The 11,824-nt window shown below is 72.4% G+C and carries 15 protein-coding genes; 6 read left to right on the top strand and 9 right to left on the bottom strand.

Annotation, left to right across the window (positions count from 1 at the left end; all coding sequences use genetic code 11):
- Positions 1-21 precede the first annotated feature (21 nt).
- The gene (locus DQ237_RS18340) at positions 22-219 is read right to left on the bottom strand and encodes a hypothetical protein (protein ID WP_113801585.1); all 198 of its coding nucleotides are present in this window, start codon (positions 217-219) and stop codon (positions 22-24) included.
- Positions 220-412: 193 nt separating this feature from the next.
- Here DQ237_RS18340 and DQ237_RS18335 point away from each other — a divergent pair, with 193 nt between their 5' ends.
- Entirely contained in the window at positions 413-904 is a 492-nt protein-coding gene (locus tag DQ237_RS18335; protein WP_147251849.1) for a hypothetical protein, read from the top strand.
- A 41-nt stretch (positions 905-945) separates the two neighbouring features.
- On the opposite strand, the gene DQ237_RS18330 is transcribed toward DQ237_RS18335, so the two are convergent.
- Positions 946-1,194 carry a hypothetical protein gene (locus DQ237_RS18330; RefSeq protein WP_113801583.1) on the bottom strand — a complete coding sequence of 83 codons (249 nt, stop codon included), beginning with the start codon at positions 1,192-1,194 and terminating at the stop codon, positions 946-948.
- 40 nt (positions 1,195-1,234) lie between these two features.
- Between DQ237_RS18330 and DQ237_RS18325 the strand changes: the two genes are divergently transcribed.
- Complete coding sequence (locus DQ237_RS18325) at positions 1,235-1,723, top strand: GrpB family protein (protein ID WP_113801582.1); 489 nt, start codon at positions 1,235-1,237, stop codon at positions 1,721-1,723.
- A gap of 14 nt (positions 1,724-1,737) precedes the next feature.
- Here the strand turns inward: DQ237_RS18325 and DQ237_RS18320 are convergent, their stop codons facing one another.
- Positions 1,738-2,211 (bottom strand): GNAT family N-acetyltransferase, encoded by a 474-nt coding sequence (locus DQ237_RS18320; protein WP_113801581.1) that lies wholly within the window; start codon positions 2,209-2,211, stop codon positions 1,738-1,740.
- Complete coding sequence (locus DQ237_RS18315) at positions 2,204-4,741, bottom strand: RNA helicase (protein ID WP_113801580.1); 2,538 nt, start codon at positions 4,739-4,741, stop codon at positions 2,204-2,206. The genes DQ237_RS18320 and DQ237_RS18315 overlap by 8 nt, the downstream gene beginning before the upstream one ends.
- 386 nt (positions 4,742-5,127) lie before the next feature.
- Here DQ237_RS18315 and DQ237_RS18310 point away from each other — a divergent pair, with 386 nt between their 5' ends.
- From DQ237_RS18310 to arfB, 4 genes are all read left to right on the top strand, one after another.
- The gene (locus DQ237_RS18310; RefSeq protein WP_113801579.1) at positions 5,128-5,985 is read left to right on the top strand and encodes a glucose 1-dehydrogenase; all 858 of its coding nucleotides are present in this window, start codon (positions 5,128-5,130) and stop codon (positions 5,983-5,985) included.
- Between the two features lie 158 nt (positions 5,986-6,143).
- The gene (gene yidD, locus DQ237_RS19985) at positions 6,144-6,614 is read left to right on the top strand and encodes a membrane protein insertion efficiency factor YidD (protein WP_113801578.1); all 471 of its coding nucleotides are present in this window, start codon (positions 6,144-6,146) and stop codon (positions 6,612-6,614) included.
- 50 nt (positions 6,615-6,664) lie between these two features.
- Complete coding sequence (locus DQ237_RS18300) at positions 6,665-7,678, top strand: phosphotransferase (protein ID WP_113801577.1); 1,014 nt, start codon at positions 6,665-6,667, stop codon at positions 7,676-7,678.
- Between the two features lie 23 nt (positions 7,679-7,701).
- Complete coding sequence (gene arfB, locus DQ237_RS18295) at positions 7,702-8,142, top strand: alternative ribosome rescue aminoacyl-tRNA hydrolase ArfB (RefSeq protein WP_113801618.1); 441 nt, start codon at positions 7,702-7,704, stop codon at positions 8,140-8,142.
- A 7-nt stretch (positions 8,143-8,149) separates the two neighbouring features.
- On the opposite strand, the gene DQ237_RS18290 is transcribed toward arfB, so the two are convergent.
- From DQ237_RS18290 to DQ237_RS18270, 5 genes are read right to left on the bottom strand one after another with little or no spacing between them, the layout of a single operon-like run.
- Entirely contained in the window at positions 8,150-8,863 is a 714-nt protein-coding gene (locus DQ237_RS18290) for a VOC family protein (RefSeq protein WP_113801576.1), read from the bottom strand.
- Between the two features lie 52 nt (positions 8,864-8,915).
- A complete protein-coding gene (locus DQ237_RS18285) occupies positions 8,916-9,545 on the bottom strand; it encodes a GyrI-like domain-containing protein (protein ID WP_113801575.1) in 630 nt (209 codons plus the stop codon).
- Positions 9,538-10,173 carry a class I SAM-dependent methyltransferase gene (locus DQ237_RS18280; protein WP_113801574.1) on the bottom strand — a complete coding sequence of 212 codons (636 nt, stop codon included), beginning with the start codon at positions 10,171-10,173 and terminating at the stop codon, positions 9,538-9,540. The genes DQ237_RS18285 and DQ237_RS18280 overlap by 8 nt, the downstream gene beginning before the upstream one ends.
- Positions 10,174-10,178: 5 nt before the next feature.
- On the bottom strand, positions 10,179-11,078 hold the full coding sequence (locus DQ237_RS18275; protein ID WP_113801573.1) for an alpha/beta hydrolase fold domain-containing protein: 900 nt from the start codon (positions 11,076-11,078) through the stop codon (positions 10,179-10,181).
- Between the two features lie 22 nt (positions 11,079-11,100).
- The gene (locus DQ237_RS18270) at positions 11,101-11,763 is read right to left on the bottom strand and encodes an N-acetyltransferase (protein ID WP_113801572.1); all 663 of its coding nucleotides are present in this window, start codon (positions 11,761-11,763) and stop codon (positions 11,101-11,103) included.
- Positions 11,764-11,824 lie beyond the last annotated feature (61 nt).

The raw sequence follows: 11,824 nt of genomic DNA, 5'->3' as shown, positions 1-11,824 counted from the left end.
CCCCGCCGGGAGCCGCGACGACTAGCGCTGCTGCCGCCGGGCGATGACGACGAGGACGCCAACCACGAGGACCAGCGGCGCCCAGCCGGGCAGTCCGAAGGAGCCGAGCAGGAGCTCGGCCACGAAGAGCAGCAGCTGGAAGGCTACGAAGAAGCCGACCAGCAGGGCGATGTAGAAGAGCACGGGTCGTTCCATCTGCAGACGCCGCAGGTAGTCCATGGCCCCTCCTCGTTCCTCGTGACGTCGATCAACTGATTCATCGGCAGCGCACGGCCGCGGCTGAAGGCCGACGCCCCTTCCACAACTTCCCGGGGGGAGGGGGCGTTCCCGCGATCGGCGCGCTCCTGACGAATCAGGCGACGACTCGGGGACGAAGGCCCGGAGCCCGTCATCCGGTCCCTACGCTGCCCCGGTGCGCCGTCCTCTGCTGCTGGCTGTGGCACTGCTCCTCGTCCTCCTCACGTCGGGGTGTTCGGTCCCGCCGGCGGCTGTGTCAGGGGTGGGTCTCGACGAGAACGGCGAGCTCGTCGGCTACGTGTACGTCTGCCGCCACCACATCGACGGCATGGCGCTGTACGCGGCAGACGGTGACGTCCACGGCTCATGGGGTGCGGTCGAGCCCGTGACCGGTCTGGCCACCTGGTCGCTGAGCGGTCCGTCGGCGGGTTGGCGAGTGGAGACCCGGCTGACCGATCTCGACCCGCAGCGCGAGTACACGCTCTACGGCGGGACCGACGACAACTCGTGGTCTGCGAAGGGCGTGACGTTCCGCCTCGACGCGCTGGCCAGCACGGACCCGGGGCAGGTCACCTACTGGTCGGGCGAGATCGACCGTCGCGGCGAGGTGAACGCGGTGGCGAGCGTGGAGGAGTTCACCCGCGACGCGTGCGACCTCGTCGACTAGCGGCGTCCTCTCGTGATGTCGGCCGGGTGGGAAGCCCGCAGCTACTGGTCCAGGTGGGCCTCGTCCACGTGTCCGCTGGATGACCCGGCCTCGATCCACAGGCCGTCCCGGTCCCGCTGGAAGAGCTCCACGTACTCGTAGTCGCCGTTCACGAGCAGGTTCACCGCGGCTCGACGTCGGGTCGTGACCACGGAGTGCACGCGCGCCTCGGCGGCCGCCGACCAGCCGGCCAGGGCGCGCAGCACCAGGTGCTCGCGCGCGGAGTCGCCGAGTCCGGTCTCCGGAGGCACGTGAGCAGGCTATGCCGACTCGCCGCCCTAGGGTCCGGGCATGGAGCTGGTCGACGCCGACGTGACCGGGTGGGCGGCACGCTTCGCGCTCGAGGCCGCCGTGGTCGGAAGGGTCCTGCCGCGGGCCGCGGTCGAGCACATCGGGTCCACGGCCCTCGGCATCCGGGCCAAGGACGTGGTCGACGTCCTCGTGGGCACGCCCCAGGCCGAGCACGACGAGGCGGTCGCCCGGCTGGTGGCGATCGGCATGGTCGTCGACGGCGAGCGCACGACGGGGGAGGGGGAGCGACACACCTGGCTCGCGCGGTGGGAGGGTGGCCGGCGCGTCACCGTGGTGCACGTCGTGGATGCCGAGGGCGGGGAGTGGGTTCGCCGCACGACCTTCCGGGACGTCCTGCGCCGCGACGAGGCGCTGCAGGCCGAATACGTCCGGCTCAAGTCCCAGCTCGCCGCCACGACCGACGACTGGACGGAGTACACGGCCCGCAAGGCGGCCTTCGTGCGCCGGGCGCTCCAGCGGCGAGGCTGAACTCCGGCTCGACGTCAGACCATCGCGGCGACGCGCGCGAGGAGGCCGCCGCTCAGCGGCCGGTCGGCGTAGACGAGCCGTACGGCGGCCGGGTCGGAGTTGCCGGCGTCCGGACCCCGCCATACCTGGGTCAGCCCCGAGCGCTCGGCCCGGCCGCGCGACTCGACGTTGTGCTCCAGCAGGTAGGCGACGACCGGCCGCTGCGGCGCGACCGTGTGCGCCGCGTCGATCGCCGCGAGCACGAGCTCGGCCGCGAGTCCCGTGCCCCAGGCCGGCGGGGTGAAGCGGTAGTAGAGGTTCCACCACGCCGTCCCGACCCGGAGAGCACACCCACCCGTGCCGACGACGTCGTCCGCGCGCAGGTCCGTGTCCGGTAGGTCGGCGCGCAGCCGCGCCGTCCAGTAGCCCAGGCCGTCCCGCGCCAGGTGCTGGGGGACGACGGCGTCGAGTTGCAGTCGCTGGGTGGTCAGGTGGCGCAGGTCAGTCACGGCGGCCGGCGTCCACGAGCCGGATCACGGCGGCGCCCTCCTCGTCGGAGGCCTCCAGGTCCACCTCGACGTCGAGACCCCAGTCGTGGTCGCCCGCGGGGTCGTCGACGATCTGCCGCACCTTCCACACGCCTGGCTCGGACTTGTCCCAGAGGAGCAACGCCGGCCCGCGGGCGTCGCCGCCGGTGTTGACCTCCGCGTGCTCGGCGAAGTAGGCCTGCACGACCTCGCCCCAGCGGTCGGCGTCCCAGCCGGAGCCGGAGTCCAGCTCGCCCAGGTCGTACCAGCGCCGGCGCGCCCACAGCTCCACCCGGCGGAACAGCGCGTTGCGCACCATCGCGGTGAACGCGCGCTCGTTGCCGGTGAGCGGCCGCGGGCGGGCAGGGACGGCGACCTCGGCGACGGCGTCGTCCTCGGGATTGGTGAGCGCCTCCCACTCGTCGAGCAGCGAGGAGTCGACCTGGCGCACCATCTCACCCAGCCACTCGACCAGGTCGGTGACCTCCTCGGTGCGAGCAGACGCCGGCACACCCGAGCGCAGCGCCTTGAACGCGTCGGAGAGGTAGCGCAGAACCGCGCCCTCGGAGCGGGTCAGCCCGTAGGTGTTCACGAACTCCCGGAAGGTGAACGCCCGCTCCCACATCTCACGGACGACCGACTTCGGTGACAGCTGCGCGTCGGCCGCCCACGGGTTCGTCTGCCGGTAGACGTCGAAGGCGTGCCCGAGCAGCTCCTCGAGCGGCTTGGGGTAGCTGACCTCCTCCAGCAGCTCCATCCGCTCGTCGTACTCGATGCCCTCGGCCTTCATCTGGGCCACGGCCTCGCCCTTGGCCTTGTTCAGCTGGGCCGACAGGATCTGCCGCGGGTCGTCGAGGGTCGCCTCGATGACGCTGACGACGTCGAGGGCGTACGTGTCCGACTCGGCGTCCAGCAGGTCGATCGCGGCCAGGGCGAAGGTCGACAGCGGCTGGTTGAGGGCGAAGTCCTCGGGCAGGTCGAGCGTGAGGTCGTAGCGGCGGCCGTCCGGCTCCGGCTCGGGCAGCCGCTCCAGGACGCCGGCCTGCAGCAACGAGCGAGCGATGCCGATCGCCTCGCGGATCAGCTTCAGCTGCCTCTTCCGCGGTTCGTGGTTCTCGGTGAGGAGTCGGCGCATGGCCACGAACGGGTCGCCGGGCCGGTCGACGACGTCGAGGACCATCGACGTCGAGACCCGCATGTGGCTGGTCAGCTTCTCCGGCTCGCTCTCGATCAGCCGGGTCATCGTCGACTCGCTCCAGGGCACCATCCCCTCGGGCACCTTCTTGCGCACGAGCTTGCGGCGCTTCTTCGGGTCGTCGGCGACCTTGGCGAACTGCTTGATGTTCTCGATCTCGTGCTCGGGCGCCTGGACGACGACCGTGCCCGCGGTGTCGTAGCCGGCCCGCCCGGCGCGGCCGGCGATCTGGTGGAACTCGCGGACCTGCAGCAGCCGCATGCGGGTGCCGTCGTACTTGCTGAGCGCGGAGAAGACGACGGTGCGGATCGGCACGTTGATGCCGACGCCGAGGGTGTCGGTGCCGCAGATGACCTTGAGCAGCCCGGCCTGGGCCAGCTGCTCCACCAGCCGCCGGTACTTCGGCAGCATCCCGGCGTGGTGCACGCCGATGCCGTGGCGGACCAGGCGGGAGAGCGTCGTCCCGAAGGCGGAGGAGAACCGGAAACCGCCGATCATCTCGGCGATCGCGGCCTTCTGCTCCTTGCTGGCCACGTTGACGCTCATCAAGGCCTGGGCGCGCTCCAGCGCCGATGCCTGGGTGAAGTGGACGACGTAGATCGGCGCCTGCTGGGTGTCCAGCAGCTCCTGGATCGTCTCGTGCATCGGCGTCGTCGCGTAGTAGTGGTGCAGCGGCACCGGGCGCTCGGCGTTCGCGACCAGTGCCGTGGTCCGGCCGGTGCGGCGGCTGAGGTCCTCGCGCAGGAAGGTGACGTCGCCGAGCGTGGCGCTCATCAGGAGGAACTGCGCTTTCGGCAGCTCCAGCAGCGGCACCTGCCAGGCCCAGCCGCGGTCTGGGTCGCCGTAGAAGTGGAACTCGTCCATGACCACCAGGCCGATGTCGGCGTCGGCGCCCTCGCGCAAGGCGATGTTGGCCAGGACCTCCGCCGTGCAGGCGATGATCGGGGCGCCGGGGTTCACGCTCGCGTCGCCGGTGAGCATGCCGACGTTGGCCGCGCCGAAGACTCCGCAGAGGGCGAAGAACTTCTCGCTCACCAGCGCCTTGATGGGTGCGGTGTAGTAGCTGCGCCGTCCGGCGGCCAGCGCGGCGTACTGGGCGCCGGTGGCCACCAGCGACTTGCCCGACCCGGTCGGGGTGGCGAGGACGACGTTCGCGCCGCTGACCAGCTCGATCAGCGCCTCCTCCTGCGCCGGGTACAGCACGGTTCCGTTCGACTCGGCCCAGGCGGCGAAGGAGGCGAACAGCTCGTCGGCGTCGTCACCGAGCTTCCGGAGCGCGGTGAGGTCGGCCGGATCGGCGAGCAGGGGAGTGGTCATCGTGCCGAACAGCGTGCCCGACGCCGTCCTGCTTCCCGTGCACCGCCCGTCGGTTCGGGCTCGATCACGGAACGGTAACGGAACCTCTAGCTGTGCATCGGCTACGTCGATGGCGGTAGGTAAGGTGAACAGCAGGTGAATGAGAGGTAGCGAGACGATGCGCGAGATCAAGGACTGCCCGGAGTGCCGTTGGGTGCCCGTCGTGGATGCGTCCGGTCGTCGTCGGCTCGAGATGCGCTGGGTCTCCGCCGAGGCGGCTCCGGCCAGCCGCGCAGCCTGACGCAGGAGCCCACCGGGTTCCCTCCGGGCCGGACCGGGTAGCGGGCGGACGACGAGGCGCGGGAGACGACCGCGCCGCAGGTCGTGAGCCGCACCGGAGGAGAACCATGTCGTCGCCCCGTCCCGAGTCCCAGCCCGCCCAGCAGCAGAGCGTTCCCGGCACGCTGGGGGAGATGGACCCCAAGCCGGACCACGGCGAGGAGAGCTACAAGGGCTCCGGTCGCCTCACCGGCAAGGCCGCCGTCATCACCGGTGGCGACAGCGGTATCGGGCGCGCCGTCGCGATCGCCTTCGCCCGGGAGGGTGCCGACGTCCTCATCTCGTACCTGAACGAGCACGAGGACGCGCAGGACACCGCGAAGTACGTCGAGCAGGCCGGACGGAAGTGCGTCCTGGTGCCGGGCGACATCTCCGACCGGGCGCACTGCAAGACGATCATCCCGAAGGCGGTCGAGGAGTTCGGCAAGGTCGACATCCTGGTGAACAACGCCGCGTTCCAGATGAGCCACCCGACCCTGGACGAGGTGTCGGACGAGGAGTGGGACTACACCCTCGCCACGAACCTCACCGCGATGTTCACCCTGTGCAAGGCCGCGATCCCGCACATGCAGCCGGGCGCGTCGATCATCAACTCCTCGTCGGTGAACTCCGACAACCCCAGCCCCGACCTCGCGCCCTACGCGATGACCAAGGGGGCCATCGCGAACTTCACCGCGTCGCTCGCGCAGATGTACGCGGACAAGGGCATCCGAGCCAACAGCGTGGCGCCAGGCCCGGTCTGGACGCCGCTGATCCCGGCGACCATGCCCCCGGAGAAGGTGGAGAAGTTCGGCCAGCAGGCTCCGCTGGGCCGTGCCGGGCAGCCGGCCGAGCTCGCGCCGGTCTACGTGCTGCTGGCCAGCGACGAGGCGTCCTACGTCTCGGGGGCCCGCATCGCCGTCACCGGCGGCACCCCGATCCTCTGACGCCTCGCTGATGATCAGGTGACCTGGTCGTTCTGGGTCCTACCTCACGGTCGACCGTGAGGTAGGACCCGTCGTGATCAGGTGACCTGATCATCGTCGTGCCGCGGGTGCGGTGGGATCACGCATGGGCGCCGCCGTCGCGCGGTACCTGCCAGACCATGGTCTTCATCTGGAGCAGTGGGGGGCGCCGCCGTCGCGGCTACGGGGGATACGGACCCGGCTACGGCCGCGGGTACGGCCCGCCGCCCGGGTACGGCTACGGCGGCTACCGCCGGAACAACGACTCGTGCCTGCGCGATCTGCTGTTCCTCAACACCGGCTGCTGCCTGGCCAACGCGATCGGCTGCGGCCTCGAGCTGATGCTGGTGGCGCCCCGCTCGATCCCCGCGATCCGGGCAGGGCAGCAGGGGACCGGCGCCGCGGCTCGGCTCATCTCCGCAGTGCGGTACTACCAGCGGGAGATCAGCCCGAAGCGGCGCCCGTGCTGCCGGTACACGCCCACCTGCTCGGCCTACGCGATCGAGGCGCTGGAGACCCATGGCGCGCTGCGCGGCTCGTGGCTGACCCTGCGCCGGCTCGTGCGATGCCGTCCCGGGGCGGCAGGGGGAGCGGACCCGGTACCGGCCTGAGCGCGGAAACCGGCTCGGCGTCGGCGCGGGAGGATCCTAGGATCCCGCCGGTGATCACCGAGACCACCGGCGCGCGCACCTGGCGGGATCCGCGGTGGCGGGCAGGGGTCCTCGCCTGGGCCGACGACCAGCTGGAGCGACTCGGCCTGGCGCCGGCCGGCGAGCCGGAGCAGCCACACGTGCAGCCGTGGTCGACCGCCTTCCGCCTGCCGCTGCGGGACGGCGGTGCGGTCTGGCTGAAGTCGGTCGGTCCCGGGTCCGCCCAGGAGCCGGCGCTGGCCACGGCGCTCGGCGGCTGGGCGCCGGACCACGTCCTCGTGCCCCTGGCGGCCGAGCCGGAACGGCGGCTGCTGCTCCTGCCCGACGGCGGCCGCACCATGCGGGAGGTGGGCTCCCGCGAGCCCGCCGACTGGGCGGCCATGCTCGTCGAGCACGCCCGTCTGCAGGTCGCCGTCGCGCCGCACGCCGCCGACCTGATGCGCCTCGGGGTGCCCGACCACCGGCCCGAGCGACTGCCCGGGCTCGCGGAAGAGCTCCTCACCGACGACGAACTGCAGAAGCTCGGCACACCCGACGGGCTCTCGGAGGAGGATCGCGATCGGGTGCGCGCCGACCTCGGCGCGTACGCGGAGGCGTGCCGGGGGCTGGCCGACGGCGGTGTGCCGGCATCGGTCCAGCACGACGACCTGCACGACGCCAACGTCTTCGTCGAGGGCGAGCGGCACCGCTTCTTCGACTGGGGCGATGCTTCGGTCGGGCACCCGTTCCTGGTCCTGCTGGTGAGCCTGCGGTTCGCCGCGCGCGTGCTGGAGCTGCCCGGCGGCGACCCGGTGCTGTTCGGGCTGCGCGACGCCTACCTGGACCAGTGGCTGGATTTCGGGACGGCGGCCGAGCTCCGCGAGCTCAGCGACCTGGCGCTGCGGGTGGCGCCGCTGCAGCGGGCGAGCAGCTGGCGGCGGATCCTGCGCGGGGTGCACCCGGAGGAGCGGACCGAGTGGGCCGAGCAGGTGCCGGGCTGGACCGCCCAGCACCTCGCTCCGGGAACGTTGCGCGCCGGATCGTGATCACCGTCGGCCAGACTGGTGGCATGCCCGCGACCGACGACGCCGCCGGTGACCTGCCCGTCACCGGCTCCCTCGTCGTACCCGCGGGGCTGCTGTCGTGGCGGTTCTCGCGGTCGTCCGGACCGGGCGGGCAGGGCGTGAACACGGCCGACTCGCGGGTGGAGCTGTCGGTGCGGCCGCTGGAGCTGCCCGGGCTCAGCGAGCACCAGCAGCAGCGGATGGCCGGGCGGCTCGGCGGCCGGCTGGTCGACGGCGTGCTGACCATCGCGGCGAGCGAGCACCGGCAGCAGCTGCGCAACCGGCAGGCTGCCCGCGAGCGGATGGCCGCGGTGCTGCGCGCGGCTCTGGCGCCGCCCGCGCCGGCCCGGAGGCGGACCAAGCCGACCAAGGGCTCGCAGGAGCGGCGGATCCAGGCCAAGAAGCAGCGCAGCCAGCTGAAGAAGCAGCGCGGCTCCTGGGACTGACGACTGCTCAGGTGGTCAGGCAGAAGGGGTGGCCGGCGGGGTCGGCGAACACCCGGAAGCCTTCGCTGCCGCCCTCCAGCCGGATCGCGCCGAGTTCCAGCGCGCGCTGCTCTCCGGCATCCAGGTCGTCGACGAGCAGGTCCAGGTGGGCCTGCTGCGGTCGGGCCGGATCCGACCAGCGCGGCGGGGTGTAGTCGCTGATCTGCTGCACCATGACCGAGAAGGCGCCGCCGGGCACCAGCGCGCCCTCCGGGCCGTCGTAGGCCACGTCCAGCCCGAGCAGGTCCGCGTAGAAGTGCCCGAGTGCCGAGGCGTCCGGCGCGTCGATCGTCACCGCGTACAGCTCCATCGCCGGGCCGACCCCGTCCCGCTGGCACAGGTCGAACGGATGGCCGGCCGGATCGGCGAGCGTGATCCAGGACGCCCCCTCGGCGAGCCGGGTGGCGCCCAGCTCGACCGCTCGCGCGGCCGCCGCCTCATGGCCGTCGACCAGCAGGTCGAGGTGGAACTGCTGCGGATGCTCCTGGCCCGGCCACTCGGGAGGCACGTGGTCCGGAGCGCGCTGGAAGGCGATCTCCTGCCCGGAGACGAGTCGGATCGTGATCCAGTCCGGCATCGTCCGGACGACCTCCCCTCCGGCGAGCTCGGCGTAGAACGAGGCGAGCGCCCCGATGTCCGCGGCGTCGAGGGCGACGAGTTCCAGACGGGGGGTGGCGGTCATGCGGGGCATGGTGGCGTACCGGGACGACAGAACGGTCCCGCTGCCGCGTGGGTCAGCTCCGCGGTTCGGGGGCAACCGGCTGCCGGAGGATGGTGCGTTGCCTCTCGGGCGCGACCCGGCGGAAGTCACTGAGGTAGATCTCGTGGTGCCTGCCGGTCATCCGCAACCCGTGCGTCGGGACGAACTCGTCGTGCAGGCGAGCGAGGGTGCCGGTCTCGTCGTCGAACGAGCCCACGTGCAACGTCTGCACGCAGCGCCCCTCGGCCAGCGACTCGAAGCGGACGTCGTCCAGGCGTGGAGGGTTGCTCCGTCCGGCGACCCGCTCCACGGCCATCTGGAAGTGCTCCTGCCCGAGCCAGTCCGGAACCATCAGCATCAGGGTCCAGTTCCAGCGAGACTTGTCGCGCGCGGAGGTGAACACGGCCATCTCCTCGGCCCACCACAGCGCCTCCAGCGGCGGGACGACGTAGTCGCGCCCGAGGTCGGCCTTGCTCGCGAACTTCAGCGCGTAGGCCAGCGGGTAGAGCGTCGTCAGTGCCTCGGCGAAGGCGGGTGCGGTGTTCGGGTCGCCGCACCCGTCGATCATCAGGTAGCGCAGGTCGGGCACATCGACGATGCGGAACTCGTGGCGGGTGGCCCGATAGGGGTCGAGCGTCCGCTTGAAGTCGGTCTTCTCAGTCATCCGCCACCGTCCGTCTCGCGAGGAGGTAGGCCTGCCGTGTCCGCTCCCGTGCCCGAGGCTCACGGGTGGCGCGGGCGACGACGGGCAGGTCGACTCCGGCCAGCATCGCCGACACCTGGTCGGGGTCGAGCCGGTGAGCATCCAGCACGACATCGTGACCGTAGGGGCGGTCCAGGCGCACCTTCCCGTCGCCGGCCTGGAAGGCGGCCAGCAGGTAGCCGCCCGGACGGAGGACCCGCGCCAGCTCGGAGACGGCTCCTCGCAGCGCGTCGGGTGGCAGATGGATGAGCGAGTACCAGGCCAGCACCCCGCCGAATGAGGCGTCCGGGGCATCGAGTGCCGTCAGCGAGCCGACGTCGAACCGCAGCTCGGGATGGTCCCGCCGGGCGACGGCGACCATGCCGGGGGAGAGGTCGACGCCGCGGACGTCGGTCCTCAGCGACGCGAGGTACCCGGCGATCCGCCCGGGACCGCAGCCGGCGTCGAGCACGGGCCCATCGCCGACGAGTTCGGCGAAGGCGCCCAGCAGGGCGCGGTCCAGCGGCTTTTCGGCCAGTTCCTCACGGAGCAGGTCGGCGTAGTCCTCGGCGACGACGTCGTACGCGGCGCGGACGGCCTCCTGCTCCACGGTGGTCAGCTGGAGAGGACGTCGGCCATGACCTGACGGGCGCGCCTGCCCTCGGGGATCGGCAGGAGCGCGTGCACGTGCACGAGCCCGGCCTCCTCGTGGTGGTCGACCCGCACGCCGGCGGCTCGGGCGCGCTGCACCAGCAGCCGGGTGTCGGGGCTGGTGATGTCGCGGGTGCCGCTGAACACCGTCAGGGGTCCGAGCCCGGTGAGGTCTCCGAAGAGCGGGCTGACCACGGGGTGGGTGCGCGGCAGGTCCCCCCGCCACAGGTCGATCGCCGCGTGCGTGCCGGCGCGGGCGAGCCACGGGTCGGTCGGCTCGACGACGTCGATCTCCGGGTTCGCGAGCGTCAGGTCCAGCGCGGGGGAGATCAGCACCGTCCCGTGCAGCGGCGGCACCCCCCGGTCGCGCAGCAGCAGTGCCGCGGACAGCGCGATCTGCCCACCGGCCGAGTCGCCCAGCACGGCCACCTGCCCGGCGCCGTGGCGGTCGACCAGACCGGCGAGCAGGTCGGCGACGGCGGGGACCACCACCGCCGCCGTCCCCATCGGCGCGAGCGGGTAGATCGGGACGGTGATCGCCGTTCCCGTGCGGGCGACGAGCCCGGCGACCAGCCGCCAGTGCAGCGGGTGGATCTGGTTGACCCAGGCGCCGCCGTGCAGGTAGACCGCGGCCCCGGTGGGCGTCCGGTTCGCGGGCAGCACGCGGTAGACCGGCCAGCCCGTCTCGTGCTCACCGTCCCGCTCGATGCGGACCCCGCGCAGTCGGCGCGGCGGCCCGTAGGGAACCGGGCGCACCAATCGGTCCTGCACACCCTTCAGCAGCGCTTCGGGGGAGTCGAACTCCCGCCGGAAGCCGAGCAGGCGGAACAGCGGGGGCAGCAGGCGACTGACGGTGCTCGGCACGGGAGTCCTCTCCGACGGGTCTTCAGCTCAGGGACAGCGGTTCGCGGACCAGCACCCACAGCGGGAGCTCGTCGTCGGCGGTGCGCAGCTCGCTGGTCGGCTGGAAGCCGAAGCCGCGGAGGAAGCGCACGTTCGCCCAGCTGAACACCGCGACGGCTGCCTTGGTCTTCTCGGCGTCGCAGCGGACCAGGACCGGTGCGAGCACGGCGGCCGCGAGACCCCGGCGGCGGGACGACGGGCGGACGCCCAGATGCCGAAGCCGCCAGTACGGCTCGTCGGGCAGCGCGGCGGTGACCAGCGCCTCGGTCTCCGCGACGACCCGCGCCCGGGAAGCCCCCAGGTACGGGAGCTCGCCGGCCAGCGCACGCCGCACGTCGTCGGGCAGCGGCCGGGTGCCGGAAGCGCCGGCCGGCGGTTCCCACACGGCGACGGCGTCCCGGTCCTCGGTCACCCAGGCCGTTCCGGTGGCCACTCCGCGGTGCGCGGCGTCCAGCTCGTGCAACCGGGTCAGCCGCTGCATGCGCCCGTCGTCGGGCAGGGCCCAGCGGGTCCACCGGGAGTCGGCCAGGGCAACGGTGAGCGTCGCGGCGATCGCCGGTACGTCGCGCTGCTCGGCGACCCGGACGTCGGGGCCGGGCTCGTCGGGGTCGTCGATCCGGCGGACGGTCGGGCCGGGAGGAGTCACCCCCGAATTCGACCACGACCGCACCGCACACCCGCCCGGCGGCCATCGTGAGGTGAACGGA

This window comes from Blastococcus sp. TF02-8 (assembly GCF_003319175.1).
Lineage (GTDB): Bacteria > Actinomycetota > Actinomycetes > Mycobacteriales > Geodermatophilaceae > Blastococcus.
The sequence above is the reverse complement of the archived record's forward strand: the minus strand, read 5'-3'. Positions and strand labels throughout refer to the sequence as shown.